The organism is Pandoraea vervacti (genome assembly GCF_000934605.2).
Classification (GTDB): domain Bacteria; phylum Pseudomonadota; class Gammaproteobacteria; order Burkholderiales; family Burkholderiaceae; genus Pandoraea; species Pandoraea vervacti.
In genome coordinates this window covers 2,856,717-2,876,667 of the sequence record NZ_CP010897.2, presented here as the reverse complement: position 1 = coordinate 2,876,667, position 19,951 = coordinate 2,856,717, and the positions used below count along the sequence as shown (strand labels likewise).

13 protein-coding genes are annotated in these 19,951 nt (G+C 64.3%); 7 read left to right on the top strand and 6 right to left on the bottom strand.

Annotated elements, in window-relative coordinates; translation table 11 throughout:
- Positions 1-128 precede the first annotated feature (128 nt).
- Entirely contained in the window at positions 129-1,070 is a 942-nt protein-coding gene (epsC, locus tag UC34_RS12665; RefSeq protein WP_044455827.1) for a serine O-acetyltransferase EpsC, read from the top strand.
- Positions 1,071-1,120: 50 nt separating this feature from the next.
- Here epsC and UC34_RS12660 read toward each other — a convergent pair whose 3' ends face one another.
- Complete coding sequence (locus UC34_RS12660; RefSeq protein WP_044455826.1) at positions 1,121-2,155, bottom strand: MerR family transcriptional regulator; 1,035 nt, start codon at positions 2,153-2,155, stop codon at positions 1,121-1,123.
- 248 nt (positions 2,156-2,403) lie between these two features.
- Between UC34_RS12660 and UC34_RS12655 the strand changes: the two genes are divergently transcribed.
- Entirely contained in the window at positions 2,404-5,058 is a 2,655-nt protein-coding gene (locus UC34_RS12655) for a penicillin acylase family protein (protein WP_237165098.1), read from the top strand.
- A gap of 20 nt (positions 5,059-5,078) precedes the next feature.
- Here UC34_RS12655 and chrA read toward each other — a convergent pair whose 3' ends face one another.
- Positions 5,079-6,341, bottom strand: coding sequence for a chromate efflux transporter (chrA, locus tag UC34_RS12650; RefSeq protein WP_044458105.1), 1,263 nt, complete (start codon positions 6,339-6,341; stop codon positions 5,079-5,081).
- Entirely contained in the window at positions 6,338-6,523 is a 186-nt protein-coding gene (locus tag UC34_RS12645; protein WP_044455825.1) for a hypothetical protein, read from the bottom strand. The genes chrA and UC34_RS12645 overlap by 4 nt, the downstream gene beginning before the upstream one ends.
- 108 nt (positions 6,524-6,631) lie before the next feature.
- Here UC34_RS12645 and UC34_RS12640 point away from each other — a divergent pair, with 108 nt between their 5' ends.
- The 3 genes from UC34_RS12640 (at position 6,632) to UC34_RS12630 (ending at position 13,671) form a co-directional block, all read left to right on the top strand.
- A complete protein-coding gene (locus UC34_RS12640; RefSeq protein WP_167370659.1) occupies positions 6,632-10,066 on the top strand; it encodes a hypothetical protein in 3,435 nt (1,144 codons plus the stop codon).
- Positions 10,067-10,275: 209 nt separating this feature from the next.
- A complete protein-coding gene (locus UC34_RS12635) occupies positions 10,276-12,021 on the top strand; it encodes an ATP-binding cassette domain-containing protein (protein ID WP_044455823.1) in 1,746 nt (581 codons plus the stop codon).
- Positions 12,022-12,354: 333 nt separating this feature from the next.
- Entirely contained in the window at positions 12,355-13,671 is a 1,317-nt protein-coding gene (locus tag UC34_RS12630) for an MFS transporter (RefSeq protein WP_044455822.1), read from the top strand.
- 159 nt (positions 13,672-13,830) lie between these two features.
- Here the strand turns inward: UC34_RS12630 and UC34_RS12625 are convergent, their stop codons facing one another.
- The 3 genes from UC34_RS12625 to UC34_RS12615 form a co-directional block, all read right to left on the bottom strand.
- Complete coding sequence (locus UC34_RS12625; protein WP_084070596.1) at positions 13,831-16,290, bottom strand: c-type cytochrome; 2,460 nt, start codon at positions 16,288-16,290, stop codon at positions 13,831-13,833.
- On the bottom strand, positions 16,274-16,777 hold the full coding sequence (locus tag UC34_RS12620) for a (2Fe-2S)-binding protein (protein WP_044455821.1): 504 nt from the start codon (positions 16,775-16,777) through the stop codon (positions 16,274-16,276). The genes UC34_RS12625 and UC34_RS12620 overlap by 17 nt, the downstream gene beginning before the upstream one ends.
- Positions 16,778-16,856: 79 nt before the next feature.
- A complete protein-coding gene (locus UC34_RS12615; protein WP_044455820.1) occupies positions 16,857-18,026 on the bottom strand; it encodes an FAD-dependent monooxygenase in 1,170 nt (389 codons plus the stop codon).
- 290 nt (positions 18,027-18,316) lie between these two features.
- On the opposite strand from UC34_RS12615, the gene UC34_RS12610 reads away from it, so the two are divergent.
- Together UC34_RS12610 and UC34_RS12605 are read left to right on the top strand one after the other, a co-directional pair.
- The gene (locus tag UC34_RS12610) at positions 18,317-19,069 is read left to right on the top strand and encodes a maleate cis-trans isomerase family protein (protein ID WP_044455819.1); all 753 of its coding nucleotides are present in this window, start codon (positions 18,317-18,319) and stop codon (positions 19,067-19,069) included.
- 35 nt (positions 19,070-19,104) lie between these two features.
- Entirely contained in the window at positions 19,105-19,947 is an 843-nt protein-coding gene (locus tag UC34_RS12605; protein ID WP_044455818.1) for an alpha/beta fold hydrolase, read from the top strand.
- Positions 19,948-19,951 lie beyond the last annotated feature (4 nt).

The window sequence follows — 19,951 nt, the reverse complement described above, 5'->3', positions numbered from 1 at the left end:
ACCACTTCGGGACTGGTGCTTTCGAAACCCGCTATTCTTCGAGGATTCGCGCTCGCGCGTCCCCCCAGTTCCGTGCCGACGGCGACGACAGACTCGCCGGCACCCATTGCTTTTCAGGAGTTCCACTCGTGGCAGCGTTCGACATCGACGACATCGTTTCTTCATTGCATGCCGCCCGTTTGCGCTGGCGCGACGGCCAGCGACGCCTGCTCGAACCCGGTGGCCGCGATCTGCCCTCGCGCGAGCGGTTGGCCGACATCGTGGTGCAACTCAAGGGTGTGCTGTTCCCGATGCGGCTCGGGCCGCTCGATCTGCATCAGCAAGGCGAAAATTACTACGTGGGCCACACGCTCACGAGCGCCCTGAACGGGCTCGCCGAACAGGCGCGTCTCGAATGGCGCTACAAGGCACGTCATGATGCGGCCATCACCGCGGCGCTGATTGACGAACGCGCCCATTCGGCGATCCAGCAATTCGCCGCCAAATTGCCGCAAATTCGCGACTTGCTCGATCAGGACGTGCTCGCGGCCTATCAGGGCGACCCGGCGGCAGGCAGCGTCGACGAAGTGCTGATCTGCTATCCCGGCATCCACGCCATGATCCATCACCGGATCGCGCACGAGTTGTATCGCCTCGAATTGCCGCTGCTCGCACGCATCATCGCAGAGCAGGCGCACTCCGAAACCGGGATCGATATCCACCCGGGCGCCCAGATCGGTGCGGGGTTCTTCATCGATCATGGGACGGGCGTCGTGATCGGCGAGACCGCCATTCTGGGCCAGCGCGTGCGGGTTTATCAGGCCGTCACGCTGGGCGCCAAACGCTTTCCCGCGGATGATGACGGCCACCCGCGCAAAGGGCTGGCGCGTCACCCGATCGTGGAGGACAACGTGGTCATCTACGCGGGGGCGACGATTCTTGGACGCGTCACCATTGGTGAAGGCTCGGTCATCGGGGGGAACGTGTGGCTTACGCAGGATGTGCCGCCGTTCAGCAACATCACGCAGGCGCGCTCACGTACCGAAGCCGGCTCGCCGCCCGTCTCCGGTTGCGATAACGAGCGTTCGTAGTTCGTCATCCGCCGGGCGCGCCTGAGGGCCACGGCCGTCGGCGTCACCGGTCACACCATCGCAGGCGGCGCCGCGATGCGCGCCCGGACCTCCGGCGAGGCAAGGCACGTGGCGACGGCCTCGTAACCGGGCGAACCCGCGTAAGGAGCGACCCGCACCGGCGGACTGTGATTCGCCGGACAGAGGATGATGGCCTCGTCGGGACCGATGGCGCTCATATCGAGAATCGAGGATGAGCGCGTCATCATGAACAGCGGGTGAACACGACGCTTTGCATGGTGACGCAGATAGCGAATCAAGGCTTCCTGCGTGGGCTGCCCGAGATCCTGTTCAATCATGTCGACGACCAGTGCACCGGCGCGCTCAGCCTCCAATGCGCACAGCAGGACGGTGAGCGATTCGGATGGCTGTGCGCCTTCGTCCATCAGCCACGCCTCGGCCTGTGCGACACGCTCACGCAAGCGCGCGTCGTCGAGCGCGCGAAGCGGGGGAGCGGAAAGAGCAGTCGTGCATTGCGCATCCAGCCGATCCAGTCCCAGGAACGCGCCGTTGGGCATCGCTTGCGCCAGTCGCATTGCCAGTCGCGTCTTGCCGCTGCCCAACGCGCCGATGATGTAGTTCAACGGGCGGATGTCGCGCATGTCGAACCGCTCGCCGCCCCATGGCCATGGCAGATCGAACGAGACGCTCGGCGCGGCTTGTTCGACGAGATCCGGAAGTGCGCCGGCCGCAGGCATTCTGCCGAGGGCCAGCCCGGCGCGAAGACTCCGTACCGTTTCCAGACGCTGGAGCCGTGCCCGAATCTCGGCGTCGAGCACCGCCTCGTGGGTGGCAAGGGCGTCCGCCAGCGTCGGTTTGTCGCCATTCATGACGCTTGCGACCTGCGCGAGACTCAGGCCCAGGGCTCTTAGCGCCACGACTTCCTCAGCTCTGGCCATCTCCCGTGCATCGTAGACGCGATAGCCCGCCGATGTGCGCCCGGGCGTCAGCAGTCCGTGTTGCTCGTAGAGTCGAAGCGCCTTGTTCGACACGCCAAGCCGACGTGCCGCGTCGGAGGCATTCAGACGCGTTGTCGCAGATTTCATTGCTCACCTCGTGGTGTGTTGACCGGAGGCGACCATCGTGAGGTCGACCCCAGGGGACAGGTCAACGGCATATGGATCATCGTTGCGAACGACGTTACCGAACGACATTACGCAAGCGCTCCACACCTGTCGATTTATTTTCGGAATAATTAACCGACCGGTCGGTTTTATCATGTTAGGCTTCAATGCGCTGGCTCATAACACGCCGGCTCATAACACGCCGGTTCATAACAATTACGGAGACATTGATGACCCTGAATTCTCGCTCGCGTGTTTCAGCCCATGCAACCGCGCGCAACGTAACGCGCAGCGGCCCCCGGATGTCGGCAGGTGTCGCAGCCTCATTGCTTGCTATGGCGTTGACGGGGCCGTTGGCAACCCTGGCCGTGCCGGAAGCGTCGGCAGCGACCACGACGGCCGCCGCAAACGCCGTTCCGGGGCGCACGGACGTGACCATCAAGCGTGACGAGTTTGGCGTGCCGCACATTTACGCGTCGACGACTTACGCACTGTTCTACGGTTACGGTTACGCCATCGCGCAGGATCGACTGTTCCAGATGGAGATGGCGCGGCGCAGCACACAGGGCACCGTCGCCGAAGCGCTCGGCGAGAAATTCGTCGACTTCGACAAGTCGATTCGCGGCAACTACTGGCCGGCATCCATTCGCCGTCAACTGGCCGATCTGCCGCAACGCGAGCGAGACATCCTCGACGGCTACGCTGCCGGCATGAACGCCTGGATCGCGCAGATCCGTGCGCAGCCGGACAAGCGGATGCCCAGGCAATTCAACGACTTCGGTTTCCAGCCGGCCAACTGGGACGCCTTCGACGTGGCGATGGTCTTCGTCGGCACGATGGCCAATCGCTTCTCGGACGCGACCAGCGAGATCGATAATCTGGCGCTCGTCACCGCACTCAAGGATAAGTACGGCGAGCAGAAGGGCATGGCGCTGTTCAACGAATTGAAGTGGATCGCCAATCCGGACGCACCGTCGACGGTGCCGGCTTCGGAAGGCGCGTACCCGGTGAAGGTAGGTCCCGCGTCCGGCGCTGCGATGCAGCCGCTCGCCCGTTACGATGGTCCGGCGCCCATGCTTGCGCGGCTCGCGCGCGGTAGCGACGGCGCGCTGCTGCATCTGGACACCGAGGCCAACGCAGCCACGATGCTTGCGCAGTTCGAGACGTCCGGACAACCGGGACTGGCCGGATTTCCGACGACGAGCAACATGTGGATCGTGGGCAAAGGCAAGGCGCGCGATGCCCGCGCCATCATGCTCAACGGTCCGCAGTTCGGCTGGTTCGCGCCGGCGTACACGTACGGCATCGGCCTGCACGGCGCAGGTTTCGATCTGGTCGGCAACACCCCGTTCGGCTATCCGTGCATTTTGTTCGGTCATAACGGAAAGATCTCGTGGGGCTCGACAGCCGGTTTCGGGGACGACATCGACATTTACGCCGAAAAGCTGGACCCGGCCAATCCGAATCGCTACTTCCATAACGGCCAGTGGCACGACATGGAAAAGCGTGTCGAGATCATTCGGGTGAAAGGGGCCGTGCCGGTCGTGCAGGAGGTATATCGCACGGTGCACGGCGTGGTCATGCAGCGCGACGCGAAGCGGCCCGTCGCCTACGCCAAGGCGCGTGCATGGGACGGCCTCGAGGTGCAGTCGTTGCTCGCGTGGACGCATCAGGCGCAGGACTGGAAGTCATGGACCGCACAGGCCGCCCGGCATGCGCTGACCATCAACTGGTACTACGCCGACGTGTCCGGCAACATCGGCTACGTGCACACGGGCGCGTACCCGGCGCGACAGCCGGGACATGATCCGCGTCTGCCGGTGCCGGGCACCGGCGAGTGGGACTGGAAGGGGCTGTTGCCGTTCTCGACCAATCCGAAGGTCTACAACCCGAAGCAAGGCTGGATCGCCAACTGGAACAATTCGCCGCAGAAGGGCTACCCGGCGAGCGATCTGTTCGCGTTTGCGTGGGGCGGAGCGGACCGTGTCGTCGAAATCGACAAACGAATCGAAGCGCACGACAAACTCGGCGTGGACGAAATGTGGCAGATCCTGAAGGACACCAGCGCCGTGGACGTCAACCGCAGGCACTTCCTGCCGTTCATCGAGCGTGCGACGGCCAATCTGCCCGCCACCGACGCACGTCGTCAACTTGCCATGCAACTGAGCGCCTGGAACGGGTTAAGTCATGACGCCGCGCACACGGGCCATTACGACACGGCGGGTCCGGCAGTCATGGACGCCTGGTTGAGCGCCATGCTCAAGCGCACGCTGGGGCAAGTGGTGCCGGCGCCCTATGACAAGTGGTTCCTGGCAAGCGGCTACGCCGCGCCGCAAGACGGACCCACCGGCTCGCTCAATATCGCCAACGGCAGCAAGGTGCTCTATGAAGCGTTGCGCGGTGACAAGTCGGGCGTGCCGTTTGAATTCGACATCTTCGACGGCAAGCGTCAGGACGACGTGATTCTCGCCGCGCTCGACGACGCGATTGCAGCACTGAAGGCGAGGCTTGGGCCGGACATCTCCGCATGGCGCGCACCGACTGTTCCGCTGACGTTTCGCGCGAACAACTTCTTCGGTGTGCCGCAGGCGGGCGCTGGCGAAGCAGTTCGTACGCCCGTCTATATGAACCGGGGAACGGAGAACGACCTGATCGTGTTCGGTCCGAAGGGCAGTGCCGCGAAGGTGGCGGCGTTTGACGTGGTCGCACCCGGCCAGAGCGGTTTTATTGCGCCGGACGGCACACGTTCGCCGCACTACGCCGATCAGGTGGAGATGTACACGACGTTTGGGCGCAAGCCGCTGTGGCACGACCCGGCGGACGTGAATCGCGCCGCGAAATCGGTGGAGCATTTGCGCGTCGAACGTCTGTCCGAAGCGCAGTGACGTCGGCAGCGCTTCATGGATCAGGCAAGGCCCGTCGCACCGGCGATCGCGCACAACGCGACCACCGCCAGCGGCGGGGCTTTCCAGCGCACCAGTAAGGCAAACGCTATCGCGGCCACGGCAAAGTCGGCCGGGCCGCGAACGGCGCTCGTCCAGACTGGCGAGTACAGGGCCGATGCCAGAATCCCGACCACTGCTGCATTGACACCGGCGAGCATGGCGGCGCTCGACGTGCGGGTTCGCAATGCCTGCCAATGCGGCAACGCGGCGATGACCAGCAGCAAGCCGGGAAGGAATATGCCGACGGTGGCCAGCGTCGCGCCCAGCCACGGACCTGTCTGTTCCGCAGACAACCATCCCAGATACGACGCGAACGTGAAGAGGGGGCCCGGCACTGCCTGTGCTGCGCCATAGCCCGCAAGGAAGTCGGTCGACGTCACCCATCCCGTTGTCACGGTTTGCGCTTGCAACAGTGGGAGCACGACGTGCCCGCCGCCGAAAACCAGTGCGCCCGCGCGATAGAAGCCGTCGAAGATCGCCGTCGCCCGGTCATCCGTGAGATGCCGAAGTGCCGGAAGTCCGGCCAGCAGGACGCAGAAGAGCACGAGCGCGATGACGCTCGCCGTGCGGGAGATCCGAAAGCGCAGAAGGGCGGTTTGCGTCGGTGTGTTAAGCAGGACGTCGGACGAGGTGCCTGGCGCGTCAGCCCCGCGCAACAGCCCCCATCCCAGTGCGGCGCCGAGCACGATGACGATGAGTTGGGCGTAGACAGTGGTCGTGAACGCGAGCACCGCCACCGAGGCCAGCGCGATACCGGCGCGACGTGTGTCGGGGCAGAGTCGGCGCGCCATATCCCAGACAGCCTGCGCCACCACGGCGACCGCTACCAGCTTCAAGCCATGGACGATACCGTCGCCGACGGTGCCGCCAAGGTGCGGCGCAACTACAGCAAACGCGAGAAGCAAAAGCACCGACGGCAATGTGAACCCGCACCATGCGGCGAGCCCGCCAAGCCAGCCGGCGCGCAGCAAGCCGATCGAAAAGCCGACCTGACTACTCGCTGGCCCCGGCAGGAACTGACACAACCCGACCAGATCGACGAAGCTCGCGTCGTCGAGCCAACGACGCTTTTCCACGAACTCGCGGCGGAAATATCCAATATGCGCGATCGGCCCCCCAAAGCTCGTCAGACCGAGGATGAGGAAGGCACGCAGCACATCGAGTGCGGCGCGTGGCTCAAGGTCGAGGGATGTGTCCGCGTCAGGCGAGAGATCAGTCTTCAAGGGATCCAACGTGCGTTTTCCTGGGTGACGATGCGTCGAGCATAGCAGCGAAGCGGTGTCGCCGGAATGACGCGACGCGCCGCACCGTCGTCGTCGTTGTCCTCGTCGTTCTCGTCGTTCTCGTCGCCGTTCTCGTTGACGTTGCCGTCAACGCTGGCACAAACGCCGGTTCGTTTCAGCAATCATGAGGCTGCCAACCGCGCTAGCGTTTGCCGTGTGGCTGCGATTGGCGACTCGACGGGCATTTGCGCGACGGCCGTTCGCAGCGACTTACCCAGGAGACACGCGTCATGACCCGAATGCATCAGTCGATCCCGCACCACGCCCATCGCCCCGTGTCGCATGTTTACGACGCACCGCATCGCCGCCAGCGTCACGCGTTCGCCGACGACTGGCGCGCGGGCCGGTCGTCCTACCGACGCAGCGCGCACAGTGGCGCTCACCCACGAACCCGCCGCGTTGTGGACACTCGCGGTGGGGTGTCGGGTGCAGCGTCGGGTTCAGCGTCGGGTGCGGCACCGAACGATTTATCGGGCCGATCGAGCGCGCCGGGCATGTCGAACCGGTCGGGCGCCGTATTCGCGCTGACCTTGCTTGGCGTGACCGGACTGGCGACTGCTGCGGTGATGCCGGCCACGCCTGTCACCTCTCTCGCCTCTCTCGGCCGTCACGTTCTGGTGCCCCGCACGCCAGGCCGCAGGCACGTCGCACCTGAGCTCCTGCCACAATCGAGCCTCAGCCATGGCGTTTTCGGATTGCTGGGTATGGGGCCGGCAAGCCGCGACGCACATGACGTGTCCCCTGCGTGCCTGCCGTCCGCTGAGCACCGTCCGCTTGGTGTCACGCCGCTGCCGCGCGACAGCGCCGCTGCATTGCGCATGGGACGCGCGACGTACCGCCAAGACCTCCAACGGGCATTAGTGACGCTGATCCGTGAATCGGTAGCGGTGTCGGACAGTGAGACACGCGAGGCGTTCGCTCGGGCAGATCTGCTGATTCCATTTCGAACCTCGCTGATTGTGGGCCATGCCGCTCACCCGGGTTCGCCCGCGCAGCGCGTAATGTACGACGCGACGCACGCGATCTTGCTGGCCCTTCGCGATCCGGACGGCGACTGGCGCCAATATGCGTTATCGCTGTCTGACCAGGCCCCGCAACTCGTCTCTCCCGTATTGAACTGCGTGCCCCGTCACACGTTTTGGCCTCGCTGCTACGCGCGCACGCACGGCCCGACCTTCTGGGGCGACACCTGGCCGACGATCGAATCACGCATTGCCGAGGGCGACGAATTGCGGTTCTGGGACCGGCGGGCAGGGGCGTCGATTTCGCCGGGCTGGCCTTCGCCCGACTCGACTGTGCTCGATTCGCCCGACCTTGAGGAGGTCGTCGAACTGCTGCTGGACACGGTGCAACGGCATTTGCCTCGCGATCGGCGTCACGTGTCGGACAATGCGATGCCGGTTCGTCCGCGTCGTCATGTGGCGTTTCATTTGGCCTTAAGCGAAGATTCAGTGCGCGACCCCGCGCGAAGACTGGCCGCGCGTATGACGATGTCCGGGTTCGGGTGCCTCGCGGCAGTCGTTCGTCCCGATACGCTTGGCCACGAGGCACTCGCCTTGCTTTCGCATTTGTGGCCGCAAGACGCCTCTGACAATTCACACAACGCCCCTGCAGTCTCGGGGGAACGCACCGGCCATGCCACATACGAACACGAGTCGTTCGACGGCGCACTCGGGCGTGGCGTGCAGTGGTCGTTACCCCCGAATACCTACGTCGAATACCGGCCGGATCTGACCCGGAACGGGGTTCAGGTTTTCGAAATCGACGGCGTGCTTTACGGTACGACCGTCGCGCGCACACGCAAGCACGCGTCCAATCTGCGAGCGCTGGACGAACTGCGTGCAGAAGGGGGGCCGGACTCCCTATGTCGCGTCTCGCGTGGCCTTGGGGCCGACGTCGACGGCATGTGTCTCGAATGCCATGTGGAGCGCCCGGGGCAGGTGAGCGTAACCGAACAGGGCGCGACGGTGTCGCAGCATCAGGCCATCGAGGCCTCGCCGGTGTTGCGGTTGCGACTCGCTGTCTACGCGCAGCCGTTCGCGGGGCCGGACGGCCGCCAACGCTTCTTTGCCTTCGGGCGGCTCGGTGAATTCGATGAGGACGGTGTACCGCACGTCGGCGCGGAATCGCCAGTGGCGCACGCGTCGGTCTACGTGCCGACGGTGGACGGGGAACTGACGTTCTTCGAGCAGGCCACGACGGATGGCCCGGTCGGTGGCCGCCGAGTGCATCTCACGCTGGGCGACATGCGGTTCGCGGCCCCCTTCGGGACTTATCGGGATCGCCATGGCGTCTTGCGCGGCGTGATTCAGGTCACGCACGACATCCATTATCGGTTCGCTCTGCCGCAGCACGCGGGAGGCAGCGCGTCGCAGCACGTGCGACTGCATCGTCGCGACGTACAACATCGGGACATTCGCGAATACCGGGCCGCCCAGCAGCATCGCGCCGCGGCGGAGAACGCCATTGTGCTGCCCGCGATCTCTTACGGGGAGACGCGCACCCTGTTGCAGTTGTACCTGCGCATGTGGGAGCGCGCGCCGTCACCGGCGGACGTGTGGCGGGGATTGGAAGACGTGCCGTTGTCGGTCGTCGATGCGCGGCGCGCACTCGGTCGGATCACTCGCGCCATCGAGCATCGGATCGCCGTCGCAAGGGGAGGCATGGACGAAGTGGATGGCGCCGGCGCAAGCGCCGCGCCCGAGGTCGATCCAGCGTTGCTGCCAACGTTCGATCGATTATGGGCGCATTGGCAACAATATCCCACGCAGTCCGATGCCTTCGTGAATGCGATCGCGCGGGACTTCGTGTCGCGTCCGTCGCCGTTGGCGGTGTGGTCTCAATTGCCGTTTACGGGCGACATTCAGACGACGCGCGACGTGCTGGCGTATTTCGAAGAAGTCTTTCCGGGCATGTCGGGCCTCCAGGCCCTGGTCACGGGCAACGCCCGCGCGGCGCGTGCTGTTCAGGACCGGTTGCGCGGGCTATCCGGCAACGCGAACATTGCGCTTGCCGAGGTCACGCTCGCAGACGGATCGCGCACCTTGTATTACTGCCTGTCCGGGCTTCAGCGTTCGCGACTCCCGATACTGAGCCCCACGTCACCGGGTGTGCGTTTCGTCGACGCTGGGGCAGCTTATGCGCAACGCGAGATGAGCGTCATCCACCAGCGAAACAGCGCTGCCAAGGCGGCAAAAGCTGCAAAAGCGGCAAAGGTGACGGCGTCGATGAAGTTAACGAAAGGAAGCCAGTCGGGCGATGCGACCGAGCCGCCGGAGTTGCGCTATGTCGTGGCGGATGCCAACCTGCCGACCTACAACGCAAGGTCCGGTGAAGCCAAATCGCGCGCGCTGGACACCGAACGGATGATTCTGGCCCAGATCTATGCGGATCATCCGGCGGGTGAAGGTGTCGTGCGCTCCATCGTGATGTGCTCGCGCATGCCGTTTTGCGACTCGTGTGCGGTGAATCTGGCGATGGCCCCGTATCACTATCCCGACGCCGAATTGCGCTTCTACTACGTCGCGCCATCGCCTCGCGACAAGACGCCGGTCACGGCGGTGCCCGACGTGGTTGACGTCATCCCGACGGGCCAGCCCGCGCCGGGAACTCGCTCGCCAGCGGGCGTCGCGCACGAGCCCCTACACGTACACTCGACGCTCTGACCGGGACGATGCCGCGTTTTTCCCCTATATTGACCGCTCTCGGGGTCACGCCATGGGCATGACCTCATGACACGGCGGCCGGGCCGACGCCATCGCAGCGGCCCGGCCGCCGTGTCGCTTCATAGCGTGCTTCACCATGCGCTTCACGACGAGCTTCAAACAGGCATTCACAACGACGTTCGCAACGTCGACAAAGGACCAGCGAACCCATGACGGCGTCAGACGCTTCCTCGCGCGAACCTTCGCTCGGCCTTGGCAGTGCCGCGCGCGATCTCTATCGGGCCCTATGGCGTCACGCGAAAGGTGTGCGAAGTCACTTGCTCGGTGCGGCCGCGTTGTTGTCGGCGGCCCAGTTGTTGCGGTTGACGATGCCCTGGCTGGCGGCACAGGCGATCAACGCGCTCCAGCAAGGGAATATGGCCGTCGCGGGGCGTTGGATCGCGTATCTGGTGGGCATTTATCTGCTCTCCTGGTTGATTCATGGCCCCGGGCGGATCCTGGAGCGCAACGTCGGTGTGCGCGTGCGTGTCCGTCTGGCGGATCAGCTGTACGCGCGCATCGCGGCCGCGCCCCTCGCATGGCGCGACGGGCGGCATTCGGGCGAATTGCAGCATCGCGTCGTTCAGTCGAGCCGCGCACTGTCCGACTTCGCGCAGAACCAGTTCGGCTATCTGCAAAGCGTTTTCAATTTCGTCGGCCCCCTGGTCGCGCTGGCCTTGCTGTCTCGCACGAGTGGCGCGATTGCAGTGACGGGGTACGTCGTCATTGCCGTCATCATCCTGCGCTTCGACCGCGTGCTGATGCAACTCGCCCGGGCGGAAAATGACGCGGAACGACGCTATGCAGCGGCATTGCTCGATTTCGTCGGCAATGCCGGTACGGTGATCGGTTTGCGCTTGCAGGTCGCCTCGCGCAAGCTGCTGGGGCATCGCATGGACGCGGTGATGGCGCCATTGCGGCGCGCCGTCACGGTCAATGAAGGGAAGTGGTTCGCCGTCGACATTCTGGGCATGGGGCTGACCTGGATTCTGGTCGTGGTCTACGTATTGCAGTCACGCGAGCCCGGTCAGACGGTCATGCTCGGCACCGTCTTCATGATTTACCAATACGCGCAACAGGCGGCCACGGTCGTGGGCGCGATGGCGTCGAACTTCCAGAGCTTCGCGCGCATGCATACCGATTACGGTAGCGCCGAGCCGATCTGGGCCGCCCCCGGCGAGCCCGAAGCTGCCGTGCCCGCTGTTGTTCCGGATGCGCCCTGGGAAACATTGACTCTGCACAACGTGTCGTGGCGCTACGCGGCAGATGCGCGTGGCGGCCTTCACGGCATCGATCTGGTGTTGCGGCGCGGTTCGCGCGTAGCGCTCATCGGCCCGAGCGGCGGGGGAAAAAGCACGTTGCTGCGAACGCTGGCGGGGCTCTACCTCCCGCAGCAAGGGACATTGCTGCGCGACGACGCGCAGATCGCGTGGTCCGAGTTGCGCACGCTGGCCACGCTGATTCCACAGGAGGCCGACGTCTTCGAGGCGAGCGTCGAAGAGAATCTGACCTTCGGTGAACCGGCCAACGCTCACGCGCTGCGCGCGGCAGTGCACGCGGGCGTGTTCGACGATGTGCTGAAAACGATGCCCGAAGGGCTGTCCAGCATGCTCAATGAACGCGGCGGCAACCTGTCGGGCGGACAACGCCAGCGATTGGCGTTATCGCGCGGCGCGCTGGCCGCGCAGGGCAGTTCGTTGCTGCTTTTGGACGAACCCACGAGTGCGCTCGATCCGCTGGCAGAGGGGCGTGTGTTCGACCGGATGTACGATGCGTTTCCCTCGGCGTGTATCGTCGCCTCCGTCCATCGACCGAGTCTGCTCGTGCGCTTCGATACCGTCGTCGTGATGGAGAGCGGCCGAATCGTCGATGCGGGACCGCGTGACGAAGTGCTGGCCAGACGCCAGGGCAGTTGAGTGCTGCGCTTTTTTGTTGCGCTGACGAAAGCGGCCGACTTGAGATACGCTGACGTGTGAGTCTTCGCAATTTGCTTAATTCATAGCGTTAACACTATAAATAAGCGATTCACTTGTTATGAGTGAATGATGGAAAACCACAAAAACGTATAAAAAATAAGAGTTAATTCGAAATATTCGGGTTTTCCCTTTGTTCGTCGCCAATTAATTTGTAGTGTGTACGCTTTTTTGTTTGTGCTATACATGCACATAAGCAAGCCGCATGCACCTGCGTATCACGCGAGCGCCGCTTGCGTCACCGTTATCCAGTCGCTCACGCCACGGGAAGTCGCCATGTCCTACACCGCCACACCCAACTCGGTCGCGCAGCCTGCCTTGCACGGTAGCAATGTCGATGCGCTTTACCGAAAAGTCACCATCCGTCTGATCACGTTTCTTTGTCTGTGTTATTTCGCTGCCTATCTGGACCGGATCAACGTCGGTCTGGCCAAGCTGCAAATGCTCAATGCGCTGCAGTTCAGCGACACCGTGTACGGCCTCGGCGCCGGACTTTTCTTTGCCGGTTACATCCTGTTCGAGGTGCCGAGCAATCTGATTCTTCAGCGAGTGGGCGCGAAGCTGTGGATCGCCCGCATCATGGTCACGTGGGGGCTGCTGTCAGGCGCCACGGCGTTCGTGACGACGCCCACGCAGTTCTATGTCCTTCGATTCCTGCTTGGCGTGGCCGAAGCCGGTTTCCTGCCCGGGGTTCTGCTGTATCTGACCCATTGGTATCCGGACGAGCGCCGCGCGCGCATCATTGCGCTGTTCATGGTCGGTCTTCCGCTCTCCAGCATGGTGGGTAGCCCGATTTCGGGCTGGATCATGTCGATGTTCGATGGCGCGCACGGCTTTGGCGGCTGGCAATGGCTGTTCGTGCTCGAAGCGCTGCCGTCGGTGCTGCTCGGGGTGGCGATCTTCATGTATCTGCCCAACGGCATTGCCTCGGCCCGCTGGCTGAGCGCCGAGGAAAAGGCCATTCTGAGTGCGAATCTCGACAAGGACGCCAGCGCGCACAAGCAGCACAACCTCAGTGCGGCATTCACCGATCTGAAGGTGTGGGCGCTCGGCCTGATCGACCTCTGTGTGCTGCTCGGCCTGTACGGCGTGAGCTTCTGGCTGCCCACGATCCTGAAGGACACGGGGGTGCGCGATCCGTACACCATCGGCTGGCTGATGGCCATTCCGAACGCGATCGCCGTTGTCGGTGTGCTGGTGTGGGGCGCCAGCTCGGACAAGCGCCGCGAGCGTCGCTGGCATATCGTGCTGCCGTTCATGCTCTCGGCAGTTGCGATGTTCGTTTTCGCGACGGGGCAGCACGGCACCGTCATGACCGTCGTGCTGTTCTCGCTCATCAATCTGGGTGCCGCAGCCGCCATGCCGGTGGTCTGGGCGTTGCCCTCCACGTTCCTCAAAGGGTCCGCCGCTGCGGCAGGTATCGCGTTCGCGTGCTCGCTGGCCAACCTCGGCGGCTTCGGCAGCACGTATTTCATCGGGTGGCTGCGCGATACGTTTCACACGCAGTCCGCTGGCATCTATGGCTTTGGGGTCTGCATGCTGATCGGCTGCGCGCTTGCGCTTGCGTATCCGAAGCAACTGGTGAACCGATAGTCGTTGCGCCGGGCGACCGGCGTAATACGTCAGCGTGCGCAAGGGAAGGGCCGACAGAGGATGTCGGCCTTTTTTCGTTGTGGGGGAGGCGAAGGAGGCGGGCAGCGCAAGCGCTCGGCCTGCCTGATGGGCGTCAGTGATGCGCGTCGGTGACGCGCGTCAATGAGCTTGGGCGATGCGTGCGCGCGCCGCGGACACTTCCAGATGTTCCCAGGGCGATTGGTCCGGCGCGTAGCGGGCGCGGATGAAGGCGGCGAGCTCCGCCATTTGCTTGTCGTCGAACGAATCACGGAAACCGGGCATGTAGCCGAGCGCTTCGGTGGCCGGTTGGTCGATGCCGTTCATCAGCACATGCATCAGATTGTCCGGTGTTGCCTGACTTACGCTGGTGTTCAGCCCCATGAGCGGGCGAACGCCGAAGTGCCCGACGCCGCCGCTGTCGGTGTGGCACACGGCGCAAGCCGCCTCGAACGTGCGGCGGCCGTTTTCGAGCCCCAGTGTCGTGGCGATATCCGCGCCCTTGGCGCGCTCCCGCGCGATCTCGGTGACAGCGGCAACGTCGGTCTTCGGGGACAGAGACGCCAGATAATGCGCGATGGCTCGCACGTCGGATTCGGGCAAGGCGGCCAGGCCGGCCACGACGGGCGCCATGGGGCCGGCGGCCACGCCATGTTCCGACGAGAAGCCGGTGCGCAAATAATCGAACAGGGCGGACTCCGTCCAGGGCACCGGCGAGTCTATCGATGCGACGAGCGGCGGCGCACGCCAGCCCTCGGCTTCCCCTCCTTTGAGATACTGCTTCGACTGCTCCGCGCCGAGCATGTTGCGCGGCGTGTGGCAGGCGCCGCAATGACCCGCGCCGTCGACGAGATAACGCCCGCGATTCCATAGTGTGGATTGCGACGGGTCAGGGCGATATTCGGTGCCTTCGTGATAGAGCCAGTTCCAACCGGCGACCAGACGTCGTTGGTTGAGCGGAAACGGCAGCGACGTTTTCGGCGGTGAATACTTCACGGCGGGCGCAGACATCAGGTGTGCGTAGAGCGCCAGCATGTCGGGCTCGCTCATTTTTGCGAACGCCGTGTAGGGAAACGCAGGGTACAGATGCGCTCCGTCCCGCGAGATGCCTTCGCGCATCGCACGGGCAAATGCTGCGTAGGACCAGCGCCCGATCCCCGTCTCGGGGTCGGGCGTAATGTTTGTCGAGTAGACGGTGCCGAAAGGGGTTTCGAGGGCCAGGCCGCCGGCGTTGGTCGCGCCCTTCGGGGCGGTGTGACACACGGCGCAATCGCCGGCCAGCGCGATCTGCCGTCCTCGCTCCAGTGTGGCTGCGGACCACAACGTGTTGTCCGGCGCGGTAATCGGGGCGATTTCCGCCGCGCCGAAGAGCATGACGCCCGCAAGCCCGGCGAATCCGCCAATGCTGCCCACGGCCCCGCCTGCAAGCCACCGGGATAGCCGTCTGGCGCGCCGCTTGGGCTTCTTGCCGGCGGATTTCGGCGGTATCGCGTCGCCGGGTGTTCGCAACGCGGTGCGCAAGTTTTCCGGTGTGAACGGCGGCCGGCGCAGACGAACGCCCGTGGCGTCGAACAGGGCATTGGCAATGGCCGCCGCCGCAGGCGCTGCGGCGGCGACGAGCCGATCGGCATGGTCGGCATGGTCGGCATGGTCGGCGTCCGGGCCGACAGGCAACGTGTCGGCGCTCGATGCCGAATCGGCGTCGAGCATGACGGGGTGCGCGTCGCGCGCCGCCCCCGTCTCATCGTGAGACGGCGCCAATTGCCATCGACTGCCGAGCGCATGGCGTACGGCGTCGGCAATCTGCTGCGCCGGGACCCCGTTGACTTCCGCCGCCTTGTCGGGCGCTCCGGAGGCTTGTCCGGCGACCACGCGTCGCAGCGCGATTTCACCGGACGCGGGGTTCACGTCGAGGTCGACGATCCAGGCGGACCAGGTGTCGGGGTCGGCGTGTGCGCCGGGACTCGATGACCGTGCTGACTGTGCGTCGAAGGCGAAACCGCGGCCGCGTTGCCAGCCGTGCGGCGGCGTATGCGCATCCGTGCCGGACGGTAATCCCCACGCGGCACGCTGCGCGACCATGCGAATGACTTCGCGAGGACCGTCGTCGCTGCCGGGCGTCAGGTGGCGCAGGCGATAGGCGACGGGGTCTTGGGCGGCTTGTGCGGCCACTTCGTCGATAAACGACTCGCGAGCAAACGCATGGGCCGTCGCGGGAATGCGCTGCCCGGGGTCTAGAACCTCGGTAGCGACGTGTTCGTGGCGATACGGCGGAAGATGAGGCGGAACGGCCTCCGACGTCGGGGTGGACGATGCGGCGTCGGCCAGCCATGCGGGACCGTCCACTTCTGCGCGGTAGCGCCAGGTGCGCAGCGTGCCATCGCCCCGCGTCTGGGCAAGGACGTCAAGGTGTGCGCAAGCGTCGCCTTGTCGCGTCGGCCATGCGTAGGTGGCGTGACGCGTCGCCGCGTCGGACGAGGCATGGCTTTGTGCTATCTCCGGGATTTGTCGGGGTGCGACCGTCTGCGATCCCGGCGTGGGCGTGGGGGCGGGAGCGGCGCCGTCTGCGTCTCCGGGTGGCGCATCATCGATTCTTGTCATCTTGGAGGTATTGGGCCGCGCGATGCACGGCCTTGACGATTTCGTAATGCGTGCCGCAGCGGCACAGGTTGAAGCGCAGCGCGTCGTGAATGGCGGCGTCGTCCGGCGACGGGTTGCGATCGAGCAGCGCTTTCGTGCTCATGATCATGCCGTTGAGGCAATAGCCGCATTGCGCCGCCTGTTCGTCGATGAACGCGCGCTGAATCGGATGCAGCGATGTGGTGTCGCCGAGACCCTCCAGTGTCGTGACTTCGCGTTCGCGCGCCACGCTCACCGGCACCACGCAGGAGCGCGTGGGTTGTCCGTCGACCAGCACGGTGCATGCGCCGCATTGCCCGAGGCCGCAGCCGTACTTGGGGCCATTGAGTTCAAGATCGTTGCGCAGCACGTAAAGCAGTGGCGTCTGCGGTGTCGCATCGCTGACCGTGTGCGTCACGCCGTTCACGCGTAACGTGGTGGGGCCCGAAGGCGAGCTGGGTAGTGCCATCAACTGACTCGCAAAATGATTACGAGGGTGACGCAAGCGTCACCCCCTCAGGCTAGTGCAAGTCTCGTCCCCCGGCGGCTCAGGCGGCAGCCGTCAGCGGCGGCGCGACCGTGCGAGACGACGCGGGCACGAGCGGAATCGAGAAGACATCGTAGCCGAATACCCACGCCGGGTCTTCGTTCGTGCGCAGCCACGTGTTGTTGTGAGAGACGCGCTGCACGTCGGAGGCGCGCGCCGCACGATTGGCTTCGTACAGGCCGAACGCGTCGGCATAGTCGCCGACACCGACTTCATCGAGGCAGCGGGTGAGCATGGCGGCGTCCTCGATGGCCATCGCGGCACCCTGCGCCATGTGAGGCTTCATCGGATGGCAGGCATCCCCGAGCAGCACAAGCCGACCGCGACTCCAGACCGGCAGCGGATCGCGTTCGAGCAAAGGCCACTTGGTGATCGTCGGCGAAACTTCGATCAGGTGCTGAACGTCCTGATGATAGCCATCGAAGGCTTCGAGCATTTCCTCGCGGCTGCTCGGCAGCATCGATACCCCTTCGGGCCAATCCTTCTGCGGCACGCCGGTGACGTAGTAGTACTCGTCTTTCTTTTCCGTGACGTAGTACACCATCATGTGTCGATCCCCCGACCACCATTTCACGCACATGTCGTAAGGCTTGTTGCCCAGAAGCGACGCGGGGAATACGGCGCGATGCGCGACGTAACCGGTATAGCGGGGCGGCTCTGCGCCCAGCAGATGCTCGCGGATCTTCGAATTCACGCCATCGGCGCCGATCAGAATGTCCGCCGTTTCGACGCTGCCGTCGGTAAACGTCATGCGCACTTCGTTGCCCGTATCTTCCACCGACCTGAGGCATTTGCCGAAGCGGATCGTGCCCGGCGTGACGGCTTTCGTCATCAGTTCATGGAAGTCGCCGCGATGCACGGTCAGATAAGTGGCGCCGTAAGTCTTCACTGCGTAGTCGCCGAGCGGAATCTGCGAAATGGCTTCGGCGGTCTTCCAGTCGCGGCTGTACCAGTAGTCGGGGTGCGAGCCCATGACGTTGAGCGCGTCCTCGATACCCAGGCGACGCATGATCTTCATCACGTTGGGCCCCAGATGGATCCCGGCGCCCAGCCGTGAAAAGGCCGGGGCCTGCTCGTACAGTGCGACGTCGTAACCGCTGCGCTGCAAAAGACCTGCGGCGGCCGTGCCGCCCAGGCCAGCGCCGATGATGGCGATGCGGGGTTTGCTCATGGTGGCTCCTGATCGTGTGGCCGACATACCTGTGACAGCTGTGACGAGGTAGCCGCCGGGGGTGAGTGAGGTCAGTGATTTGTAGCGTACACATTATAAAAATACGTCGCAACTACAAAACATCCGACCTAGGGTTTGCCCCTACAAATCAAAATAAATTAGCAATAATTGTTGATTTGTTTCGGAAAAAAACTGAGAAAACCTATTTTTCCAGGGTTGCTTGCATATAGTGTATGCACTAGACTTTGAGCGAGGCATTACCTGACCCAACCTTTCGGGAGACCGTCTTCATGACCCAGCACTACCGCATCGGCCAGATCGTGCCGAGTTCGAACACCACGATGGAAACCGAGATTCCCGCGATGCTGCGTCTTCGCGAAACGATCCGTCCCGAGCGCTTTACGTTCCATTCGAGCCGCATGCGCATGAAGAAGGTCGTCAAGGAGGAACTGGCGGCAATGGACGCCGAGTCGGACCGATGCGCCGTCGAGTTGAGCGATGCACGCGTGGACGTTCTGGGCTACGCGTGCCTCGTGGCGATCATGGCAATGGGCCACGGCTATCACCGGGTGTCGCAGAAGCGCCTGACCGAACAGACCATCGCCAATGGCGGGCAAGCCCCGGTGCTCACCAGCGCAGGCGCGCTGGTCGATGCGCTGCGGGTCATCGGCGCGAAGCGCATCGTCGTGGTGGCGCCTTATATGAAGCCGCTCACGGAACTCGTCGTCGATTACATCCGCAATGAGGGTTACGACGTCATCGCTTACCGTGCGCTCGAAATTCCCGACAATCTGGACGTGGGCCGTCACGACCCGATGCGTCTGCCGGACATCGTCAAGGCGCTGCCGTATCAGGAGGCCGATGCCATCGTGCTTTCGGCCTGCGTGCAGATGCCGTCCCTGCCGGCGGTAGCCAAGGTCGAAGCCATGACCGGCAAGCCCGTGATTACCGCCGCCATCGCGACGACTTACGCGATGTTGCGCACGCTCGGTCTCGAACCGGTGGTGCCCGGTGCGGGTGCGTTGCTCTCCGGCGCGTATTGATCTCTCGATCTCCCGTCATCCTTGAGGTGCATCGCATGACTTCGATATTTCAATACGGTGCGAACGTCGCGGCCAACGGCATTCGTCAGCATTTCCTTCGGTACGGCGGCAGGGGCGGGGCGAGAGCGTCGCGTCCTGCGGTAATCGTGATCCCGGGCATCACCAGCCCGGCGGTGACGTGGGGATTCGTCGGCGAAGTCTTCGGCCGCGAATTCGACACCTACGTGCTCGACGTTCGGGGCCGGGGCTTGTCCAGTGCGTCGTCCGAACTCGACTACAGCCTCGATGCGCAGGCGGACGACGTCGTGGCGCTGTGTGCGGCGCTTGGGCTCGACCGGTTCGCGCTGGTCGGACATTCGATGGGCGCGCGCATCGCCGCACGTGCGGCACTGCGCGAACCGCGAGGTCTCACGTCGGTCGTGCTCGTCGATCCGCCAGTCTCCGGGCCTGGCCGCCGCGCCTACCCGGGCAAGTTGCCGTGGTACGTCGATTCGATGACGCTGGCGCGCGCGGGAATCGACGCCGAAGGCATGCGAGCCTTCTGTCCGACATGGTCCGAGGAGCAACTTGCGCTGCGCGCCGAATGGCTGCACACGTGCGACGAGCGCGCGGTGCTCGCCTCGTACGAAGGGTTTCATCGGGACGATTTCTTTGCGGATGCCGCGCAACTGCGCGTGCCGTCGCTGCTCATGACCGCGCAGAACGGCGACGTGGTGCGCGATGAGGAAGTGGCCGAGCTTCAGCAGGCCACGCCGTCGATGCAACATGTTCGCGTTCCCAACGCCGGTCACATGATTCCGTGGGACAACCCCGACGGGTTCTACGCGGCATTTGGCGATTTCCTCGGTGCGCCCGTGGGGCATACGGCGCGCGCTTGAGCCG